This window comes from Variovorax sp. Root473 (genome assembly GCF_001426505.1).
Taxonomy (GTDB): domain Bacteria; phylum Pseudomonadota; class Gammaproteobacteria; order Burkholderiales; family Burkholderiaceae_C; genus Variovorax.
The window spans coordinates 207,063-226,644 of sequence record NZ_LMEV01000013.1; the positions used below are offsets into that span (position 1 = coordinate 207,063).

Annotated in this window: 19 protein-coding genes; 14 read left to right on the plus strand and 5 right to left on the minus strand. The window is 68.3% G+C overall.

The features are described from left to right. The first annotated feature begins 152 nt into the window (after positions 1–152). From ASD34_RS07385 to ASD34_RS07440, 12 genes are all read left to right on the plus strand, one after another. The gene (locus ASD34_RS07385) at positions 153–1,202 is read left to right on the plus strand and encodes an SPFH domain-containing protein (protein ID WP_056574989.1); all 1,050 of its coding nucleotides are present in this window, start codon (positions 153–155) and stop codon (positions 1,200–1,202) included. 136 nt (positions 1,203–1,338) lie between these two features. Further along, positions 1,339–2,817: a DUF4178 domain-containing protein gene (locus ASD34_RS07390; RefSeq protein ID WP_056574992.1), complete on the plus strand. Its 1,479-nt coding sequence runs from the start codon at positions 1,339–1,341 to the stop codon at positions 2,815–2,817. Positions 2,818–2,883: 66 nt separating this feature from the next. Then, the gene (locus ASD34_RS07395) at positions 2,884–3,102 is read left to right on the plus strand and encodes a DUF350 domain-containing protein (protein WP_056574995.1); all 219 of its coding nucleotides are present in this window, start codon (positions 2,884–2,886) and stop codon (positions 3,100–3,102) included. Further along, on the plus strand, positions 3,099–4,742 hold the full coding sequence (locus ASD34_RS07400) for a polyamine aminopropyltransferase (RefSeq protein WP_200937537.1): 1,644 nt from the start codon (positions 3,099–3,101) through the stop codon (positions 4,740–4,742). The genes ASD34_RS07395 and ASD34_RS07400 overlap by 4 nt, the downstream gene beginning before the upstream one ends. Before the next feature lie 117 nt (positions 4,743–4,859). Further along, positions 4,860–6,464, plus strand: coding sequence for an FAD-dependent oxidoreductase (locus ASD34_RS07405; RefSeq protein ID WP_056574996.1), 1,605 nt, complete (start codon positions 4,860–4,862; stop codon positions 6,462–6,464). Beyond that, entirely contained in the window at positions 6,461–7,579 is a 1,119-nt protein-coding gene (locus ASD34_RS07410; RefSeq protein ID WP_056574998.1) for a saccharopine dehydrogenase family protein, read from the plus strand. Before ASD34_RS07405 ends, ASD34_RS07410 begins: the two co-directional genes overlap by 4 nt. Continuing rightward, complete coding sequence (locus tag ASD34_RS07415; RefSeq protein WP_056575001.1) at positions 7,576–7,959, plus strand: DoxX-like family protein; 384 nt, start codon at positions 7,576–7,578, stop codon at positions 7,957–7,959. The genes ASD34_RS07410 and ASD34_RS07415 overlap by 4 nt, the downstream gene beginning before the upstream one ends. After that, positions 7,956–8,435 (plus strand): DUF2269 family protein, encoded by a 480-nt coding sequence (locus ASD34_RS07420; RefSeq protein ID WP_056575003.1) that lies wholly within the window; start codon positions 7,956–7,958, stop codon positions 8,433–8,435. The genes ASD34_RS07415 and ASD34_RS07420 overlap by 4 nt, the downstream gene beginning before the upstream one ends. Before the next feature lie 69 nt (positions 8,436–8,504). Next, complete coding sequence (locus ASD34_RS07425; RefSeq protein ID WP_056575394.1) at positions 8,505–9,857, plus strand: esterase-like activity of phytase family protein; 1,353 nt, start codon at positions 8,505–8,507, stop codon at positions 9,855–9,857. Between the two features lie 154 nt (positions 9,858–10,011). Further along, positions 10,012–10,320: a DUF3649 domain-containing protein gene (locus ASD34_RS07430; protein WP_414929866.1), complete on the plus strand. Its 309-nt coding sequence runs from the start codon at positions 10,012–10,014 to the stop codon at positions 10,318–10,320. Then, entirely contained in the window at positions 10,317–11,969 is a 1,653-nt protein-coding gene (locus ASD34_RS07435) for a PepSY-associated TM helix domain-containing protein (protein ID WP_056575010.1), read from the plus strand. Before ASD34_RS07430 ends, ASD34_RS07435 begins: the two co-directional genes overlap by 4 nt. After that, positions 11,966–12,316, plus strand: a complete 351-nt coding sequence (locus ASD34_RS07440) for a DUF3325 domain-containing protein (protein ID WP_056575014.1) — start codon at positions 11,966–11,968, stop codon at positions 12,314–12,316. The genes ASD34_RS07435 and ASD34_RS07440 overlap by 4 nt, the downstream gene beginning before the upstream one ends. Before the next feature lies 1 nt (position 12,317). Here ASD34_RS07440 and ASD34_RS07445 read toward each other — a convergent pair whose 3' ends face one another. From ASD34_RS07445 to speD, 3 genes are all read right to left on the minus strand, one after another. Beyond that, positions 12,318–13,715: an aminopeptidase P N-terminal domain-containing protein gene (locus ASD34_RS07445; RefSeq protein ID WP_056575017.1), complete on the minus strand. Its 1,398-nt coding sequence runs from the start codon at positions 13,713–13,715 to the stop codon at positions 12,318–12,320. After that, positions 13,712–14,422: a nucleotidyltransferase family protein gene (locus tag ASD34_RS07450; protein ID WP_056575020.1), complete on the minus strand. Its 711-nt coding sequence runs from the start codon at positions 14,420–14,422 to the stop codon at positions 13,712–13,714. The genes ASD34_RS07445 and ASD34_RS07450 overlap by 4 nt, the downstream gene beginning before the upstream one ends. 130 nt (positions 14,423–14,552) lie before the next feature. Then, positions 14,553–14,927: an adenosylmethionine decarboxylase gene (gene speD / locus ASD34_RS07455; RefSeq protein WP_056575022.1), complete on the minus strand. Its 375-nt coding sequence runs from the start codon at positions 14,925–14,927 to the stop codon at positions 14,553–14,555. Between the two features lie 149 nt (positions 14,928–15,076). On the opposite strand from speD, the gene ASD34_RS07460 reads away from it, so the two are divergent. Both ASD34_RS07460 and gap read left to right on the plus strand, forming a co-directional pair. After that, the gene (locus tag ASD34_RS07460) at positions 15,077–17,176 is read left to right on the plus strand and encodes a transketolase family protein (protein ID WP_056575023.1); all 2,100 of its coding nucleotides are present in this window, start codon (positions 15,077–15,079) and stop codon (positions 17,174–17,176) included. A gap of 59 nt (positions 17,177–17,235) precedes the next feature. Further along, entirely contained in the window at positions 17,236–18,237 is a 1,002-nt protein-coding gene (gene gap / locus ASD34_RS07465) for a type I glyceraldehyde-3-phosphate dehydrogenase (RefSeq protein WP_056575024.1), read from the plus strand. 74 nt (positions 18,238–18,311) lie between these two features. Here gap and ASD34_RS07470 read toward each other — a convergent pair whose 3' ends face one another. Next, positions 18,312–18,911: a hypothetical protein gene (locus ASD34_RS07470; protein WP_082548526.1), complete on the minus strand. Its 600-nt coding sequence runs from the start codon at positions 18,909–18,911 to the stop codon at positions 18,312–18,314. Between the two features lie 15 nt (positions 18,912–18,926). Next, positions 18,927–19,517 carry a hypothetical protein gene (locus ASD34_RS07475; protein WP_056575025.1) on the minus strand — a complete coding sequence of 197 codons (591 nt, stop codon included), beginning with the start codon at positions 19,515–19,517 and terminating at the stop codon, positions 18,927–18,929. Positions 19,518–19,582 lie beyond the last annotated feature (65 nt).

The following is a 19,582-nucleotide window of genomic DNA, read 5'->3' on the forward strand; positions in this document are numbered from 1 at the left end:
CTTCTGGGGGCGCCGATTGTAGACCTCGATGTGCAACGCACTACGCCGCATGGCCGGTGGCAGGCATGACCAAAAGCACGGGGCGCCGTCAAGGCCCTGTGGCAATATGTGCGGCTGGGACACAAACCGACAACATCTCGAGAGGAACGACCATGGCCCTGATGGATTTCATCAAGAAACAGTTCATCGACATCATCCAGTGGACCGAGTCCGGCGATGGCACGCTGGCCTGGCGTTTCCCGATGGCCGAGATGGAAATCCAGAACGGCGCCTCGCTCACGGTGCGCGAGTCGCAGATGGCCGTGTTCGTCAACGAAGGCCAGGTGGCCGACGTGTTCGGCCCCGGCATGTACAAGCTCACGACGCAGACGCTGCCCGTGCTCACGTACCTGAAGAACTGGGACAAGCTCTTCGAATCCCCCTTCAAGAGCGACGTCTATTTCTTCAGCACGCGCCAGCAGGTCGACCAGAAGTGGGGCACGCCCCAGCCGATCACGATCCGCGACAAGGACTTCGGCGCCGTGCGCCTGCGCGCCTTCGGCAACTACAGCTTCCGCATTGGCGACCCGAAGCTGTTCCACACCGAAATCTCCGGCACGCGCGATACCTATTCCGTGGCCGACCTCGACGGCCAGCTGCGCGGGCTGGTGCTGCAGAACATCAGCAACGCCATTGCGTCCAGCGGCCTGCCCTTCCTGGACCTGGCGGCCAACCAGATCCAGTTCGCGACCGCGCTCGCCGCGCAGCTGGTGCCCGAGTTCGAGAAGATCGGCATCAAGCTCGAGAACATCACGGTCCAGAACGTTTCCCTGCCCGAAGAGCTGCAGAAGATCCTCGACCAGAAGATCGGCATGGGCATGGTCGGCAACGACATGGGCAAGTTCATGCAGTACCAGACGGCGCAGGCCATTCCCAAGTTCGCCGAAGGTGCGGCGGGTGGTGGCGGCATCGCGGGCGATGCGATGGGCCTGGGCGCCGGCGTCGCGCTCGGCCAGGTGCTGGCGCAGAACCTCGCACAGGGCCTGAGCCCGAACGCCGCGGCCCAGGCTGCGGCCACGACGCAGCAGCCAGCGGTGGCCGTGGTGAGCGCCGCCGACGTGATGACCACGCTCGAGAAGCTCGGCGAACTCAAGACCAAGGGCATCCTCACGCAGGAAGAGTTCGACGCCAAGAAGGCCGAACTGCTCAAAAAATTGGTCTAACCCCCAGGCTTCGCGCACTTCGTGTCGCTTCTCCTCCCCCCTTGCAGGGGGCAACACCTACGGCCCGGCAAAGCCGGTTCCGTGGTGTTTCCCGCAGCTGCATCTGTGGTTGCTGCCGTTGATTTCCTGAGCTGTCATGGCTGAGGAACCCGGCAACCAACGCTACTACCGCGCGCCCTGCCCCGGCTGCGGCGCGCCGGTCGAATTCCGCTCGGCGCAATCGACGCACGCGGTCTGCCCGTACTGCCAGAGCACCGTCGTGCGCCAGGGCGACACGCTCGCGCGCACCGGCAAGATGGCCGAGCTGTTCGACGATTTCAGCCCGCTGCAGCTCTTTGCCTCGGGCCGCGTCCAGGACAAGCCTTTCACGCTGATCGGCCGGCTGCAGTACACCTACCCCGGCGGACGCTGGACCGAGTGGATCGCCTCGCTCGACGGCGACCGCACCGGCGTTCTCAGCGAAGACAACGGCGCCTACGTCTTCGCGCTGCCCTTCGACCTGCAGCGCGCCGCGCCGCCACCGGTCGACCTGCGCGTGGGCGCCACCACCGCCTTCGCCGGCCAGAGCTACATCGTCACGTCCAACGAGCAGGTGGCGCTGACCTCCGCGCAGGGCGAGCTGCCGCACCTGCCCGAACTCGGCAGTCCGTTCGCGATGGTCGAGCTGCGCAACGACAAGGGGCTGGTGCTCAGCATCGACTACGGCACCGCCAAGCCCAGCGCGTACCTCGGCCGCTCGGTGCAGCTGGACGACCTTCAGCTCACTGGCCTGCGCGACGAATCCGCGAAGGACGAAAAGGGCCGCAGCTTCAACTGCCCGAACTGCGGCTCGCCCGTCTCGGTCAACCTGGCCGACAGCAAGAGCATCACCTGCGGCAACTGCCACAGCATCATCGATCTGTCGCAAGGCATCGGCGGCGAGCTCAAGCACGCCGAGCAGAACGAGCCGGTGCGCCCGCTCATCGCGCTGGGCAGCGTGGGCCAGCTGCAGGGCGCGCAATGGCAGGTGGTGGGCTTCCAGCACCGCATGGGCCAGGAGCCCGGCGACGACGAGCAGTTCGGCTGGGACGAGTACCTGCTCTACAACAAGAAGCGTGGCTTCAGCTTCCTGGTCGATGCCGAAGACGGCTGGAGCATGGTCAAGCCGACCACCGGCGCGCCCGTGATGGCCGAGAACGGCAACACCGCCACCTACCTCAACAAGCGCTACCAGCAGCAGTACGCCTACAACGCCGAAACCACCTACGTGGCCGGCGAGTTCTACTGGCAGGTCGAGCGCGGGCAGAAAACCTTCAATCGCGACTTCGCGAGCGGCGGTGCGCTGCTCTCGATGGAGCGCTCGGCCAACGAACTGACCTGGTCCTCGGGCAGCAAGATCGACAGCGGCGTCGTGGCCACGGCCTTCAAGCTCGACGCCAAGAAAGACCTGTTCTCGCGCGGCGACGCGCTGCCCGTGAGCGCCGCGTCCGGCATGGGCTGCGGCACGATCATCCTCGTCATCGTGGTCATCATCTTCGTGCTGATCCTGATGAGCAACTGCAGCGGCTCCTCGAGCGGTTACCGCAGCTCGGGCGGCTCGTACGGCGGCTACTCAAGTGGCGGCGGCCACAAATGACGAAGATCGCGCGCAGGCGCTGCTCTTCTCTCACTTCTTTCTTTATTGCTACCACTGGAGGTCCCCATGGGAATTGAATGGCTGAAACCGGGCGTGGTCCTCGGATCGCTCGTGTATGCGCTGATCGGCGTGGTGGTCTTCTGGATCTGCTTCCTCATCATCGACAAGATCACCCCCTATGACCTGTGGGGCGAGATCGTCGAGAAGCAGAACATGGCGCTGGCCCTGGTCGTGGCTGCCATGAGCCTGGGCATCAGCGTCATCGTGGCCGCTGCAATCCATTGAGCGACGCGGTCCTGCCCGCGCGCACCCCACAGGCGCGGGGGCCGCAACCTGTCGAGATCGCGTTGCTCGCCAGCGTGTTCGTGGTCGCCGCGTGCGGCCTGGTCTACGAACTGAGTGCGGCGGCGCTGAGCTCCTACCTGCTCGGCGACTCGGTGCTGCAGTTCAGCACCATCATCGGCACTTACCTGTTCGCCATGGGCGTGGGCTCGTGGCTCTCGCGCTACTTCGACCGGCAACTGCCGGCGCACTTCCTTCGCATCGAGCTGCTCGTGGCGCTGATCGGCGGCGCGCTGCCGGCGATCCTGTTCCTGGCCAACGCCTACGTGCCAGGCGCGTTCCGGCTGCTGCTGTACGGCCTCGTGGTGGTGGTGGGCACGCTGGTGGGGCTGGAGATTCCGCTGGTGATGCGCATCCTCAAGCGCAACATCGTGCTCAAGGACCTCGTGTCGCAGGTGCTGACCTTCGACTACCTGGGCGCGCTCGCCGTGTCGGTCGCGTTCCCGCTCATTCTTGTGCCGCAGCTCGGCATGATCCGCACCGGCCTGCTGTTCGGCGTGATGAATGCCGCCGTGGCCGTGTGGGCGCTGTGGCTGTTCCGCCATGAACTGCGCCGCGCCGGCGCGCATGCGGTGGCCTGCTTCCTGACGCTGGCCGCGCTCATTGGCGCCTTCTGGGGCGCCGACCACATCACCACGCTGGCGGAAGACAAGTTCTACCAGGACCACATCGTCTTCAGCGCCAGCTCGCCCTATCAGCGCATCGTGGTCACGCGCGGCGCGCTGGGCCACCGGTTGTTCCTCAACGGCAACCTGCAGTTCGCTGAGCGCGACGAGTACCGCTACCACGAGGCGCTCGTGCACCCCGCGATGGCCGCGCACGGCGCGCCGAAGAAGGTTGCGGTGCTCGGCGGTGGCGACGGCATGGCGGTACGCGAAATCCTCAAGTACCCCTCGGTCGAGTCGGTCACGCTGGTCGAGCTCGATCCGAACATGACGCAGCTCTTCACCACGCACGAGACGCTGGCCGCGCTCAACGGGCACGCGCTCTCGTCGCCGAAGGTGAAGATCGTCAACACCGACGCGTTCCAGTGGCTGCAGCAGGGGGGCGGATCGAGCGCCGTCGGGCCGCCCCAAGGCGCGAGCGCCCCCTCGGGGGGCAGCGAACCACGCGCAGCGGGGAGCGTGGGGGCCGACGATATGTTCGATGTGATCGTGGTCGACTTTCCCGATCCGACCAACTTCGCCATCGGCAAGCTCTACACCAACAGCTTCTACGCGCTGCTCGACCGGCGCCTGTCGGCCAGCGGCTACGCGGTAATCCAGACCACCTCGCCGCTGGTGGCGCGCAAGAGCTACTGGACCGTGGCGAGCACCATCGAGTCGGTCGGCCTGAAGGCCACGCCGTACCACGCGCACGTGCCCAGCTTCGGCGAGTGGGGCTACATCCTCGCGAGCCGCCGGCCCTACCGGCTGCCCGATGCGCTGCCGGGCGGCATGCGCTTTCTCACGCCCGCGACACTGCCCCTGATGTTCGACTTTCCGCTCGACATGGCGCGCGTGCCGACCGAAGTGAACCGCCTGTCGAACCAGACCCTCGTCACCACCTATGAGCAGGAGTGGGGCAAGGTCATGGCGCACTGACATGGCTCGCCCCCAGGCTGCGCGCACTTCATGTCGCTTCGCCAACCCCCTACCGGGGGCAACACCAGCGGCCCGGCAAAGCCGGTTCCGCGGCGTTCCTCGAAGGAGCCGGGTGTCATGAGGCGTCGTGGCTTTCTTGGGGCCGCGGCGGGTGCCCTGGCGCTGGCCGGCTGCGAGGCGCCGCCACCGCCCATCGAGGGCGGCTTCACCGGTATCGATGTCGCGCGCGGCCACGCGATGCGCAACGGCGCGCTGAGGTCGCAGGCGCCGGCGAGCGTCAGGCGCACGCGCGTCGTCATCGCGGGCGGGGGTGTTGCGGGCCTCGCAGCCGCGCGCGCGCTGCGCCTCGCGGGCATCGACGAATTCGCGCTGCTCGAACTCGAAGACACCGCCGGCGGCAACGCGCGCGGTGGCGCGGTCGGCGGCATCGCCTGTCCGCTCGGCGCGCACTACCTGCCCACGCCCGGCGACGATGCGCACGAGGTGCAGGACCTGCTCGAAGAACTCGGCCTGCGCCGCCGCGTGGCGGGCCGCTGGACCTACGACGAGCGCCACCTCTGCCACAGCCCGCAGGAGCGTTTGTTCTTCCGCGGCGAATGGCAGGACGGGCTGCTCCCCGTGCATGGCGTCGGCGATGGCACGCACGCGCAGTACCGCCGCTTCGCGCAGCGCATCGACGCGCTGCAGCACGCCGCGCACTTCGCCATTCCCACGCTGCGCTTCGCCGTCACGCCCGAGCTGCTCGCGCTCGACGCCGTGCCCTTCGCGGGCTGGCTCGACCGCGAAGGCTTCGACGACGCCCACCTGCGCTGGTACCTCGACTACTGCTGCCGGGACGACTACGGTGCCGGCATCGCGCAGGTGTCGGCCTGGGCCGGCATTCACTACTTCGCGAGCCGGCACGGCTTCCACGCGCCGGGCGACGCAAGCGGCAGTGTCAACGACACCAACCCCGATCGCGACGGCGTGCTCACCTGGCCCGAAGGCAACGGCTGGCTCACGCAGCAGCTGACCGCGCCGCTGGGCGAGCGCCTGCACACCGGCCAGGTCGTCACGCGCATCGCCGAGTTGCGCGGCGGTGTCGAAGTCGATGCGTGGGACGCCGCCTCGAAATCGATGGTGCGCTGGCAGGCCGAGCGCTGCATCGTCGCGCTGCCCGTCTTCATCGCCGCGCGCGTGGTCGAGAACCCGCCGGCGTTGTTGACCAGTGCCGCCGCGCACGTGCGCTACGCGCCGTGGCTGGTCGCCAACGTGCACCTGCGCGGCCCGCTGGCCGACCGCGTCGGCGCTGCGCCGAGCTGGGACAACGTGATCTACGGCACGCGCGGCCTCGGCTACGTCGATGCGCGCCACCAGACGCTCGACCCCACGCCGCGCGGCACCGTGCTCAGCTGGTACCGCCCGCTGGGCCCGAGCAGCTACGACACCGGCGATGGCCGACAGCTGCTGCTCGAACGCCCGTGGACCGCATGGCGCGACGAGCTGCTGGCCGAGCTGTCGGTGCCGCACCCCGATCTGCCCGCGCTCGCCACGCGCGTCGAGATCACGCGCTACGGGCACGCCATGTCGATCCCGCGGCCCGGGCTGCTCGCGCAGATCGGTGCGCACGGCGACCGCGTGGCCGCGGGCCGGCTGTCGTTCGCGCACGCGGACTGGTCGGGCTATTCGATCTTCGAGGAAGCCTTCACGCGCGGCCACATCGCCGGAGCGAATCTCGCATGAAGACGCTGGTGCTCGGCGGCTACGGCAACTTCGGCGCACGCATCAGCCGTGCGCTGGCGCAGGACGCAGGCATCGAGCTATTTGTCGGCGGGCGCGACCTCGAACGGGCCACGGCCTTTGCGCAATCGCTGGGTGGCAATGCGCGCGGTGTGCGCGTCGATGCGCAGTCGCCCGATCTCGCGCAGGGGCTGGGTTTTCTGGGCGTCGACCTCGTCATCCACACCGCCGGCCCGTTCCAGGGCCAGGACTACCGCGTGCCGCAGGCCGTGGCGGCCGCCGGCGCGCACTACATCGACCTGGCCGACGGCCGACGTTTCGTCTGCGACTTTCCCGCCGCGATGGACGCCGCCTTCCGCAGCACAGGCCGCACTGCCGTCGCCGGCGCCAGCACGGTGCCGGCGCTGTCGTCGGCGGTGGTCGATCACCTCGCCGCCGGTTGGCAAAGCCTGCGCAGCATCGACATCTGCATCGCGCCGGCACAGGGCGCACCGCGCGGCGAAGCCACGCTCGCGGGCGTGCTCGCCTACTGCGGCGCGCCCATCCGCGTCTGGCAAGGCGGGCGCTGGACCGAGCAGCCCGGATGGGCCCATCCTGCGAGGGTGCAGTTCGCGCGCATGAAACCGCGCCGCGGCGCCCTGTGCGACATCCCCGATCTCGAACTCTTTCCCGCGCGCTATGCCGGCGTGCAATCGGTCATGTTCCGCGCCGCGCTCGAAGTCGGCCTGACCCAGCACGCCTTCGCCTTCCTGGCCTTCCTGCGCCGTGCGGGCTTGCTGCGCGCACCGCAGAAGCTCGCGCCGTTGCTGCATGCGACGGGCGGCGTGTTCGATGCCTTCGGCACCGCGCTGGGCGGCATGGTGGTGCGCGTCGAAGGCATCGATGCGCACGGCGTTGCCGCACGCCGCGCGTGGCACATCGCGGCCGACGACAACCATGGCCCCGAGATTCCCTGCATGGCCGCGATCCTGCTGGCGCGTCAGCTCGCGCGTGGTGACGCGTTGCCGTCGGGCGCGCATGCCTGTGCCGGCCTGCTCGCGCTGCCCGAGTTCGACCCCGAGTTCGCGCGCTGGGGCATGGTGACGGATGTGATCGACGAAGCGTTGCCCGCGCCATGACACGCCCTGCTGCGAATGACGACGACCGCCTGCTGCGCCTGAGCCTCGTCGCTGTCTGGCTGTTGACGGCCTTCGCCAGCATCGTCGAACTCGACGGCCAGAGCCGCCGCGTGCTGGCCGAATCGGGCATCGCCTCGCCGCCGTGGCTGGTGCAGTCGTTGATCGTCGGCGGCGCGATCGCCGATCTCGCGATCGGTCTGGCCCTGTGGCTGCGGCCTGGGCGCACGGTCTACCTCGCCGCCTTTTCCCTGATGCTCGCCATGACGCTCGTCGCGACGGTGCTGCAGCCCAGCCTGTGGCTGCACCCGCTCGGTCCGCTGCTCAAGAACCTGCCCATCGCCGCGCTGCTCTGGCACCTGTACCGGCGCGCCACGCCATGAACACCTACCTCGTCCTCAAGTGGCTGCACATCGTCTCCAGCGTGCTGATGGTCGGCACGGGGCTGGGGTCGGCCTTCTACATGTTCTTTGCCAACCGCAGCGGCAGCGTGCCGGCGCAGGCGGTGGTGAGCCGGCTGGTGGTGCGCGCCGACTGGTGGTTCACCACGCCCACGGTGATCCTGCAGCCGGTCACGGGCTTCGCGCTGGCGCACATGGCGGGCTGGCCGCTGTCGACGCCGTGGCTCGCGCTGTCGCTGGGGCTCTTCGTGCTCGCCGGAATCTGCTGGTTGCCGGTGGTGTGGCTGCAGATCCGCATGGCGGCCCTGGCGGCGCAGGCGCATCGCGATGCAATGCCATTGCCGCCGCTGTACAGGCGCTACCAGCGCTGCTGGGAGCTGCTGGGCTACCCGGCTTTCGTGGCGATGGCTGTCGTGTTCTGGTTGATGGTGAACAAGCCGCAACTGTCGTTCTCCTGAGCGGATGTCATGGTGGCGTCACGCCTGGCCGGCAAGGTCTCGCGTTTTCGACTGAAAGCTTTTTCGTTCATGACGCGCTTCGCTTCCCTCTCTCTGGTCGCCCTGGCCGCCACCTTCGCCTGCGGTGGCGCTGTCGCCCAGACCGCCTTCCCCGCCACGCTCGCCGGCCACGCCGTGTTGCCCGCGCAGAGCTTTGTCGCCGCACCCAAGGATGCACCGGCCGACCTGCAAGCCAGCGGCAAGTTCACCACCGGCAAGCGCGTCGAGGCGCTGGGCACGGTCGAAGGGCTCTCGGGCGGCCGCGGCACCGGCGTGTCGGTGCCCTTCAAGGGCCAGCCGCTGCAGGGCCACTCGGGCATCAAGAAGATGGACGACGGCTCGTTCTGGATGCTCACCGACAACGGCGCCGGCGCGAAGGCCAACTCGCCCGACTTCATGCTCTACCTGAACCACTACAAGGTGGACTTCAAGAGCGGCAAGTTCAATCGCATCAACACGATCTTCCTGCACGACCCCGACAAGAAGGTGCCATTCCGCATCGCCCACGAAGGCACCAAGCAGCGCTACCTGACGGGCTCTGACTTCGATCCCGAGAGCTTCCAGTTCGCCGGCGGCGCGCTGTGGATCGGCGAGGAGTTCGGCCCCTTCCTCATCAAGGCCGACCTCAAGGGCAAGGTGCTCGCCGTGTTCGACACGCAGGTCGACGGCAAGGCCGTGCGCTCGCCCGACCATCCGGCCGTGACCACGCCGGGCGCACCGGGTGGTGCGGTCGATTTCCAGGTCAAGCGCTCCAAGGGCTTCGAGGGCATGGCCTCGTCGAAGGACGGCAGCAAGCTGTATGCGCTGCTTGAGGGCCCGGTGTGGAACGCCGAGACGAAGGACTACGAGAAGCTCGAGGGCAAGGAGGCATTGCGCGTTCTGGAGTTCGACGTGGCATCGGAAAAATGGACGGGCCGCCACTGGAAGTACCCGCTCGAAGCCAACGGCCACGCCATCGGCGACTTCAACATGATCGACGGCACCACGGGCCTGATCATCGAGCGCGACAACGGCGAAGGCACGAGCGACAAGGCCTGCCCCGAAGGCCAGAAGCGCACCGACTGCTTCCACGACATCGCGAAGTTCAAGCGCGTCTACAAGGTCGAGCTGAGCGATGCGAACGTGGGCGGCGCGGTGCGCAAGATCGGCTACATCGACCTGCTGAACATCGCCGACCCGAACAAGCTGGCGCGCAAACCGCTGAACGACGGCGTGCTCAAGTTCCCGTTCTTCACGATCGAGAACGTCGACGTGGTCGATGCCACGCACATCGTGGTCGGCAACGACAACAACCTGCCGTTCTCCAGCAGCCGCGAGCCGAACAAGGCGGACGACAACGAGCTGGTGTTGCTCGAAGCCGGCGCGCTGCTGCAGGCAAAGTAAGGCGCAACGCGCGGCCTGCGTTTCAAGGCCCCGCTCGCGGGATGGGCGGGGGCGAGACAACCGAGAAGATGAGTATGATTCTCATTCTCTAGGTTTTCCATCCCCTCTGTCCCATGAATTTCCGAACGACCTTGCACGCCGTGCGGCGCTCGTCGTGAGCGCCGGCGTCCATTACCGGATGGGCGTGGCGTCGCGGGCCGTGGCCGCCATCGCGGGCGGCTACGGCGTGGCCGCGCTGTCGGCCGCCGTGCTCGCGCTGGGCCTGCCCGTCCTCTTCGACATGGCGCGCAGCGAGGCCGCGTTGACCGGTACGCTGGCCTCCTTCCTCGTCTACGCCGTGGCCGTGATGTGGGTCTTCGCGGCGCGCTCGGCGTGGCGCGCCTGGGCCGGCCTGGCCATCGCGGCGGCGCTGCAGGGCCTGCTGTTGCTGCTGTGGACCCAGGGCGGCGGAGGTGCTGCATGAAGGAAGGGTTCCGCCAGTCGATGGCGTGGCTGCACACCTGGTCGGGCCTGCTGGTCGGGTGGGTGCTCTTCATGGTGTTCGCGGCCGGCACGGCCTCGTACTTCAAGGACGAGATCACCTTCTGGATGAAGCCGGAGCTGCACGCCGTGACGCACGGCAGCGTGGCCCAGCCCGCCGCGGCCGAGCACGCGGTGGCCTACCTGGAGCGCAATGCGGCCAATGCGGCGCGCTGGTTCATCACGCTGCCGACCGCGCGCGAGCCGGCGGTCAGCCTCCTGTGGATCAAGCCGCTGCCGCCGGCCGGTTCACCGCCGGTGGAGCGGCGCCGCAGCTTCGACCGCGCCACGCTCGACCCGGCCACGGGCCAGGCGATCACCGCGCCGCGCGAGACGCGCGGCGGCGAGTTCTTCTACCGCCTGCATTTCGACCTGCACTACATGCCCGCGCTCTGGGCCCGCTGGATCGTCGGCTTCTGCGCGATGTTCATGCTGGTGGCCATCGTCAGCGGCATCGTCACGCACAAGCGCATCTTCAAGGACTTCTTCACCTTCCGTCCGAAGAAGGGCCAGCGCAGCTGGCTCGACGCGCACAACGTCACCGCGGTGCTCGCGCTCCCGTACCACGCCATGATCACCTACACCGGGCTGGTCACGCTGATGTTCATGTACATGCCGTGGGGCCCGCAGGTGGCCTACAAGGCGCACGGCGGCACCGACACCTTCTTCGCCGAAGCCTTCCCGGGCGGCGTGCGCACGCAGATCAAGGCCTCGGGCACCCAGGCCGCGCTGGCGCCCCTCGCGCCCATGGTGGCGCAGGCCACGGCCCACTGGGACGGCGCGCCCGTCGGCCGCATCGTGGTGCACCAGCCCAACGACGCCAACGCCGTGGTCTCGCTCACGCGGGCCGAGGGCCGTCACCTGTCGTTCGACCAGCCCACGATGCAGTTCAACGGCACGACCGGCGCACTCGTCGGCAGCTTCGGCGACGTGCCGAAGGCCGCGGCCGAGACGCGCGGCGTGCTCTACGGCCTGCACATCGGCCGCTTTGCCGATCCGTTGCTGCGTGCGCTGTTCTTCGTTTCGGGGCTGGCGGGCTGCCTGATGGTGGCCACCGGCCTGCTGCTGTGGGCCGTGAAGGAGCGCCAGAAATACGCCAGGACCCTCAAGCAGGGCGGGCGCATCGGCTTCGGGCTGCGGCTGGTCGACGGGCTGAACCTCGGCGCGATCGCGGGCCTGCCCGTGGCGATGGCCGCGTTCTTCTGGGCCAACCGCCTGCTGCCGGTCGACGTGGCCGGCCGCAACGAGGCCGAAATCCGCTGGTTCTTCATCGTCTGGGGTGCCGCCGCCGTGCTGGGCCTGCTGCGCCCGACCCTGCGCATGTGGCAGGCGCAGCTCGCGCTCGGCGCGCTGCTGTTCGTGCTGCTGCCGGTGCTCAATGCCTTCACCGGCCCCGCGCCGCTCACGGTCAGCCTGAACAGCGGCCCGCGTTCGGTGGCGGGCTTCGACCTCGTGGCGATCGCGCTCGGCCTGGGGCTCGCGGGGGCGGCCTGGCTGGTGGAGCGCAAGCGCCGCAAGGCTCTGGCGGCGCCCAAGAAGGCCGTCAAGCCACCGCCGCCGACGGAACTCGCTGCCTCGGGCCAGGGGTCATGATGCCGCTGCTCGGATTGGTGTTCGCCGCCTCGCTGGCCGGTTTCTGCGCGCTGAGCCTCGCGATGGACCGCCACAGCGAAGACGTCTTCGGCCGCGGCCGCACGCCGGGCGCCTGGCGCCGATGGCTGCAGCTCGGCGGGACGGCGCTGCTGTGCCTGTCGCTGTGGGCGAGCCTGGAGGCGGCGGGCGGGTCGGTGGGATGGGTGCTGTGGCTCGGGGCGCTCACTGCGGCGGCGCTGTCGACGGTCGGGCTGCTGAGCGGGCTGCCGCATCGCTTTCCGCGCATCGCCGCGGGCGTGGCGGTGCTCGCCATCGGGCAGGCGCTGTTCTGCGCGCTGCCCGCCTGACTCACCCCCGCATCAACGCCTCGATCTCATCCGCCTTCACCGGCACGCCCCGCGAAATCAGTTCGCAGCCCGTGGCCGTGACGATCGCGTCGTCCTCGATGCGGATGCCGATGTGGTGGAACTGCTCGGGCACGCCCTCGCCGGGGCGCACGTAGATGCCGGGTTCCAGCGTCAGCACCATGCCCGGGTGCAGGATGCGGCTGGGGCGGTTCTTGATGAGCTCGTTCGACAGCGGGTCCTTGCGCTCGCTCACCTCGCCCACCTGCGTGGGTTCGACATAACTGCCGCAGTCGTGCACGTCCATGCCCAGCCAGTGGCCCGTGCGGTGCATGTAGAACTGGAAGTAGGCGCGCGAGTCGATCACGTCGTCGACGCTGCCGACCTTGTTGCCGTCGAGCAGGCCCAGGTCGAGCATGCCCTGCGCGAGCACCTTCACGGCGGCGTCGTGCGGATCGTTGAAGCGGTTGCCGGCCTTGGTGGCGGCGGCCGAGGCGTCCTGGCTGGCCAGCACCAGGTCGTACAGCGCGCGTTGGGGGCCGCTGAAGGTGCCGTCGGCCGGGAAGGTGCGGGTGATGTCGCTGGCGTAGCCGTCGAGTTCGCAGCCGGCGTCGATCAGCACCAGCTCGCCCTTGCGCACGGGCGCGGCGTCGGCGCGGTAGTGCAGCACGCAGGCGTTGGCGCCGGCCGCGACGATGGAGCCGTAGGCCGGGTACTGCGAGCCGCCCAGGCGGAACTCGTGCAGCAGCTCGGCGTCGAGGTGGTACTCGCGCACGTCCTTGCCCTCGCGCAGCATGCGTGCCGACAGCTGCATCGCGCGGATGTGGGCGCGGGCGCTGATCTGCGCGGCGCGGCGCATGATGTCCTGCTCGTGCGCGTCCTTCACGAGGCGCATCTCGTCGAGCGGGCCGCACAGGTCGCGCTGCTCCTCGGGGCACAGCGCGCCAAAGCGCACGCGCGCGCGCACCGACTGCAGCCAGTCGTCGATGCGGGTTTCCAGGCCTTTGTGGGTGGCGAAGGGGAACCACACGGTCGAGCGGTTCTCCAGCAGCTTCGGCAGTTTGGCGTCGAGGTCGTTCACCGAGCAGGCTTCGTCCACGCCCAGCGCGGCGGGGGCGGCATCGGGGCCGAGGCGGTAGCCGTCCCAGATCTCGCGCTCCAGGTCTTTCGGTGCGCAGAACAGCGTGGCGCGGCCATCGCCCGCCAGCACCAGCCACGCGTTGGGCTCGGTGAAGCCGGTCAGGTAGTAGAAGTAGCTGTCGTGGCGAAACAGGAAGTCGCTGTCGCGGTTGCGCTGGCGCTCGGGCGCGGTCGGGACAATGGCGATGCCGTCCTTGCCCAGTTGCGAAGCGAGGCGCGCGCGGCGCTCGGCGTAGATCGTGGCGGTGTCTGCAAAGGTCATCTTGGCGTGTTCAGTTGGGCAAGCCGTTCGGGAGTTCCCACGTCGGTCCAGGGGGCGGTGTAGAGCTCGGCGCTCACCTGTTCATTGTCCATCGCAGCGCGCAGGATCGGGGCCAATGGGGCCTTGATGCCGCCCGGGTTGCCGGGCGGGATGCTGCAGTACGGCGGCGCGAACAGCGCGGCGCGGTACAGGCCGATGGTCGAGAAGGTGTATTTGTCGGCTGCCTGGTTCAGCGCGAGCCCGTCGGCCGAGAGGCCGAAGTCGCCCTTGGGGTTGTGCGCCGGGTTCGGCACCAGCCACAGGTGGGCGAGTTTGCCGCTGGCCAGGAAGCGGTCGACCGCTTCCTGGGTGAAGCGGAAACCGGGCGCGAACACGTCGCCGGCCGCGACCCAGAACACCTCGCCCAGCAGTGGCAGCGCGCGCACGATGCCGCCGGCGGTTTCGAGTGCGCCGCCGAAGTCGCGGCCCTCGTCGGAATACGAAATGGACAGCGCGCCATGCCCGTCCAGCACAGGGTTCGCGCCGAACCGGGCGGCGACCTGCGCGCCGAGCCAGTCGGTGTTGACCACCAGCTGGGTGAAGCCGCCGTCGGCCAGTGCCTCCATCGGCCACTGCATCAGCGGCTTGCCGCGCACTTCGAGCAGGGGCTTGGGCGTGGTGTCGGTCAGCGGCCGCATGCGCTCGCCGCGGCCGGCGGCCAGGATCATGGCCCGGGTGGTTGTCATGGGGTGGTCTTTTCGAGAAACGCCGCGGAACCGGCTTTGCCGGGCCGCAGGCGTTGCCCCCGGTAGGGGGTTGGCGAAGCGACACGAAGTGCGCGCAGCCTGGGGGCGAGCTTCATTTCTTGCCGCGTTGCAACTCGTTGCGTTCGCTGTGCGAGGGCTGGAACAGCGACACCAGGCAGGCCATCAACGCATGCGCCTTGGCCGAGTGGTCGGCGCTGAAGTTGCACACGTACACGTCGAGCGTCACGCCGCGCTGTTCGGGCCAGGTGTGGATGCACAGGTGCGATTCGGCCAGCAGGAGCGTGGCGGTCACCCCGCCCGGCCCCTGCGGCGTGGCCGGAAAACCATGCACCAGCTTGCCCACGGCCTGCAGCCCCGCAGCGGCCACGGCCTTGGTGCAGACCTCGCCGAGCGCATGCCCGTCGGTCAGCCATTGGGGACCGCATTGGCAGTCGTGGAGATCGGCGGTGAGGTGCAGCCCTTGCATGGGGGGCAACTCTAGCAGCCGGGCCTGCGACACAAGAGAGCATCCGCGGGGTGTTGGCCCTGTACTGGGGCCGGGCGTGGCTCGCCCGGTAAAATCTCGGGTTCTCCCGTATCCCCCACCCACCCTTTTCCCCCGAAAGCCCACTGCCCATGGCAAACCAAGCCCTGATGGCCAACGCGATCCGCGCGCTGGCAATGGATGCCGTTCAACAAGCCAATTCCGGACATCCGGGCGCACCGATGGGCATGGCCGACATGGCCGTCGCCCTGTGGGGCGAGCACCTGCGCTATAACCCCGCCAACCCGCACTGGTTCGACCGCGACCGCTTCGTGCTGTCCAACGGCCACGCCTCGATGCTGATCTACGCGGTGCTGCACCTCACGGGCTACGACCTGCCCCTGGCCGAACTCAAGAACTTCCGCCAGCTGCACAGCAAGACCGCCGGCCACCCCGAAGTCGACGTCACCCCCGGCGTTGAAACCACCACCGGTCCGCTGGGCCAGGGCATCACCAATGCCGTGGGTTTCGCGCTGGCCGAGAAGCTGCTGGCCGCCGAGTTCAACCGCAAGGACCTGGCCATCGTCGACCACCACACCTACGCCTTCCTGGGCGACGGCTGCATGATGGAAGGCATCAGCCACGAAGCCTGCGCCCTGGCCGGCGCCTGGCACCTGAACAAGCTGATCGCCCTGTACGACGACAACGGCATCAGCATCGACGGCCAGGTCAAGCCCTGGTTCATCGACAACACCGAAGAGCGCTTCAAGGCCTACGGCTGGAACGTCATCGGCCCGATCGACGGCAACGATGCCAAGGAGGTGTCCAAGGCCATCGCCAAGGCCAAGAAGGAAGCCACCAAGCCCACGCTGATCGTCTGCAAGACCACCATCGGCAAGGGCAGCCCGAACCGCGCCGGCACCGCCAAGGCGCACGGCGAGGCGCTGGGCGCCGAAGAAATCAAGCTCACGCGCGACGCCATCGGCTGGCCCTCCCCCGCCTTCGAAATCCCCGCCGAGGTGTACGCCGACTGGGACCACAAGGCCGAAGGCGCCAAGACCGAAGCCGCCTGGAACGACACCTTCGCCGCCTACGCGGCCGCGTACCCCGAACTCGCCGCCGAGTTCACGCGCCGCATGAAGGGCGAGCTGCCCAAGAACTTCCACCAGGTTGCGTTCGACACCGTGGTCGCCGCCCACACCAAGGGCGAGACCGTGGCCAGCCGCAAGGCCAGCCAGCTCGCGCTGGAGGCCTTCACGGCCGCGCTGCCAGAAATGCTCGGCGGCAGCGCCGACCTCACCGGCTCGAACCTCACCAACACCAAGAGCACCGCCGCACTGCGCTTCGACGCCAAGACCGGCGCCGTGGTCATGAACGTGCCGGCCGTGGAAGCCAAGCAGGGCGCCGAAGACGAGGCCGCACCGGCGCCCGTCGAAGCACCGCACGGCACCATCGGCCGCCACATCAACTACGGCGTGCGCGAGTTCGGCATGGCCGCCATCATGAACGGCGTGGCGCTGCACGGCGGCTACATCCCCTACGGCGGTACCTTCCTCACCTTCAGCGACTACAGCCGCAACGCCATCCGCATGGCCGCGCTCATGAAGCGCCGCGTGGTGCACGTGTTCACGCACGACTCCATCGGCCTGGGTGAAGACGGCCCGACGCACCAGTCGATCGAGCACGCCGCCTCGCTGCGCCTCATTCCCAACCTGGACGTCTGGCGTCCGGGCGACACGGCCGAAACCGCCGTGGCCTGGGCCGTGGCGCTGCAGAACCAGTCGCGCCCCACGGCACTGCTGCTGAGCCGCCAGAACATCGCCTACGCCGCCAAGAGCGACCTGGGCGACATCAGCCGCGGCGCCTACGTGCTGTCCGAGCCCGAGAACGTGGGCCTCAAGAACAAGAAGACGGCCGCGGTCATCATCGCCACCGGCTCCGAAGTGCAGCTCGCGCTGGCCGCCCAGAAGCTGCTGGCGGACAAGAAGATCGCCGTGCGCGTGGTGTCGATGCCTTCGACCACCACCTTCGACCGCCAGGACCTGGCCTACAAGAAGGCCGTGCTGCCCAAGAAGATCCCGCGCGTCGCGGTCGAAATGGGTTGCACCGACGGCTGGTGGAAGTACGGCTGCGCGGCCGTGGTCGGCATCGACAGCTACGGCGAGTCGGCCCCCGCGCCCGTGCTGTTCAAGCACTTCGGTTTCACGGCGGAGAACGTTGCCGCCACCGTGGAAGCGGCTCTGCGCGACTGAGCGTCGCGCCGCCCGCTTCCCGTTCGATCACGATTTTTCAACCTTTAGGAGCAAGTCAGATGGCTATCAAACTCGGTATCAACGGCTTCGGCCGCATCGGTCGCAATGTGCTGCGCGCAGCCGTGCAGAACTTCAAGAACGACATCGAAATCGTTGCCATCAACGACTTGCTCGAGCCGGAATACCTGGCCTACATGCTCCAGTACGACTCGGTGCATGGCCGCTTCAAGGGTGAAGTCACGGTCGAAGGCAACACGCTGATCGTCAACGGCAAGAAGATCCGCCTGACGCAAGAGCGCGACCCGTCGCAGCTCAAGTGGAACGAAGTCGGCGCCGACATCGTGCTCGAGTCGACCGGCCTGTTCCTCACGAAGGAAACCGCGCAGAAGCACATCGACGCGGGCGCCAAGAAGGTGATCCTGTCGGCCCCCTCGAAGGACGACACCCCCATGTTCGTCTACGGTGTGAACGACAAGAAGTACGCTGGCGAAGCCATCATCAGCAACGCCAGCTGCACCACCAACTGCCTGGCCCCGCTGGCCAAGGTGCTGAACGACAAGTGGGGCATCAAGCGCGGCCTGATGACCACCGTGCACGCGGCCACCGCCACGCAGAAGACCGTCGACGGCCCGAGCAACAAGGACTGGCGCGGCGGCCGCGGCATCCTGGAAAACATCATTCCCTCGAGCACCGGCGCTGCCAAGGCCGTGGGCGTGGTGATCCCCGAGCTCAACAAGAAGCTCACCGGCATGAGCTTCCGCGTGCCGACCTCCGACGTGTCGGTGGTCGACCTGACCGTCGAACTCGTCAAGGACGCCACCTACGCCGAGATCTGCGCCGAAATGAAGGCACAGAGCGAAGGCGCGCTGAAGGGCGTGCTGGGCTACACCGAAGACAAGGTCGTCGCCACCGACTTCCGCGGCGACCCGCGCACCTCGATCTTCGACGCCGAAGCCGGCATTGCGCTCGACGGCACCTTCGTGAAGCTTGTGAGCTGGTACGACAACGAATGGGGCTACTCGAACAAGTGCCTGGAGATGGTGAAGGTCGTGTCGAAGTAAGACTTCGCGGCTCCCACGAAAAACGCGCCCTCGGGCGCGTTTTTTATGGGGCGATGGGAACCGATCGGGGCCGCTCAGCGCAGCTTCTCGTTGCGCCGTATCTCGCTGCTGAGCTGCGCCGTCATCCGCGTGGCCGCGCGCCGTGCGGCCAGGCCGTAGTCGCCGTTGAACTCGCCGAACTCCGCCGTGCCGTTGCCGACCGCGCGCACGCGCGTGACTTCGGCGCCCGCGGTGTCCGTCACCACGCACGCCACCTCGGCCGTGAAGGCGGTGGGTGGCCAGGTGACCCACGAGGACGAGCTCGAATCGGTCTTGATCTGCGGCGTGAACACCAGCGACACGCCTGCGGCCTCGTTCGCCTTCACATCGCCGGCGGTGCGCAGCACGACCACGTGGCGGTAGACCGCGCGCAGCGCATCGCGGATCGATTTTTCGAGGTCGCGGTACGGGTAGTAGCTCACGCGGTCGCCACTGCCGCCGGCGGTGGTCACCTGCAAATCGCGCTGCGCATCGGTCATCACGTAGGCCACCTTCTTGGGGATGAGGTGGGCGGTCGACCGGGGCGGTGCGGTCTCGGTGATCATCGTGATCGGGTGCGAGCAGCCCGCCAGCAGCACGATGGTTGCAAGGGCTGCGGCCAGCCGGGGTATCGGAGAAGAAGAAAGAAGTGACATGGTGCTTCTCCGGCCTCACGACGCAGGCGGCGCGATGGCCGCGACGAATTGCGGATCGGCATACACCTGCCGCAGCAGCGCCCGCACCAGCCGCGGGTACGCGGCCTGCCCGGCGGGCACGGCCACGATGTTGGCGTAGCTCGAATCGAACGCGATCTCGCCGCGGTAGGTCTTGCGCAGCGTCTGTGCGGCGTTGCGCGTGACGGTGACTTCGACGTCCATGCGGCCCGAGCCGTTGACCACGCCGAGGTCGAGTTCGTTGACGAGAATGCGCGCCGCGATGCGCGTCGGGGCCTTGGGGTCGTAGACCGAAATCTCGTTCAGGTCGCGCATCAGCGCGTCTTCAAGGTACTGGGCGAAGGTGCCGCTGGGCGACACCAGCCTGGCACGGCGCAGGCGCAAGGTGTTGACGGTGTCGTTGGGGTCGGTGGGCTGTACCTTGCCCACCGCGACCTTGCCGGGGTTGTGGGCCTCGAGCCGGTCGAGCGCCTCGTAGTCGGCGGCATAGGGCGGGGCGCCGAGTTGTGCGCAGCCCGTGGCCAGTGCAGCCAGCAGCAGCACGCCCGTGCGCCAGCGCAGACCTTGCGGCCTGAAGACGATCGCCATGTGTTGATCCCCTCGTCCGAGATGAGATGTCTTCTTCTCCCCGGCGCGAGGGTAGCAGGCATCGC

Bases quoted from the DNA above. Each gene is read 5' to 3' on its own strand.
- ASD34_RS07385 (WP_056574989.1), top strand. From the start codon at position 153: ATGGCCCTGATGGATTTCATCAAGAAACAGTTCATCGACATCATCCAG.
- ASD34_RS07420 (WP_056575003.1), top strand. From the start codon at position 7,956: ATGAACACCTACCTCGTCCTCAAGTGGCTGCACATCGTCTCCAGCGTG.
- ASD34_RS07460 (WP_056575023.1), top strand. From the start codon at position 15,077: ATGGCAAACCAAGCCCTGATGGCCAACGCGATCCGCGCGCTGGCAATG.
- ASD34_RS07450 (WP_056575020.1), bottom strand. From the start codon at position 14,422: ATGATCCTGGCCGCCGGCCGCGGCGAGCGCATGCGGCCGCTGACCGAC.
- ASD34_RS07390 (WP_056574992.1), top strand. From the start codon at position 1,339: ATGGCTGAGGAACCCGGCAACCAACGCTACTACCGCGCGCCCTGCCCC.
- ASD34_RS07475 (WP_056575025.1), bottom strand. From the start codon at position 19,517: ATGGCGATCGTCTTCAGGCCGCAAGGTCTGCGCTGGCGCACGGGCGTG.
- ASD34_RS07415 (WP_056575001.1), top strand. From the start codon at position 7,576: ATGACACGCCCTGCTGCGAATGACGACGACCGCCTGCTGCGCCTGAGC.
- ASD34_RS07395 (WP_056574995.1), top strand. From the start codon at position 2,884: ATGGGAATTGAATGGCTGAAACCGGGCGTGGTCCTCGGATCGCTCGTG.
- ASD34_RS07440 (WP_056575014.1), top strand. From the start codon at position 11,966: ATGATGCCGCTGCTCGGATTGGTGTTCGCCGCCTCGCTGGCCGGTTTC.
- ASD34_RS07445 (WP_056575017.1), bottom strand. From the start codon at position 13,715: ATGACCTTTGCAGACACCGCCACGATCTACGCCGAGCGCCGCGCGCGC.
- speD (WP_056575022.1), bottom strand. From the start codon at position 14,927: ATGCAAGGGCTGCACCTCACCGCCGATCTCCACGACTGCCAATGCGGT.
- ASD34_RS07470 (WP_082548526.1), bottom strand. From the start codon at position 18,911: ATGTCACTTCTTTCTTCTTCTCCGATACCCCGGCTGGCCGCAGCCCTT.
- ASD34_RS07425 (WP_056575394.1), top strand. From the start codon at position 8,505: ATGACGCGCTTCGCTTCCCTCTCTCTGGTCGCCCTGGCCGCCACCTTC.
- ASD34_RS07405 (WP_056574996.1), top strand. From the start codon at position 4,860: ATGAGGCGTCGTGGCTTTCTTGGGGCCGCGGCGGGTGCCCTGGCGCTG.
- ASD34_RS07435 (WP_056575010.1), top strand. From the start codon at position 10,317: ATGAAGGAAGGGTTCCGCCAGTCGATGGCGTGGCTGCACACCTGGTCG.
- ASD34_RS07410 (WP_056574998.1), top strand. From the start codon at position 6,461: ATGAAGACGCTGGTGCTCGGCGGCTACGGCAACTTCGGCGCACGCATC.
- gap (WP_056575024.1), top strand. From the start codon at position 17,236: ATGGCTATCAAACTCGGTATCAACGGCTTCGGCCGCATCGGTCGCAAT.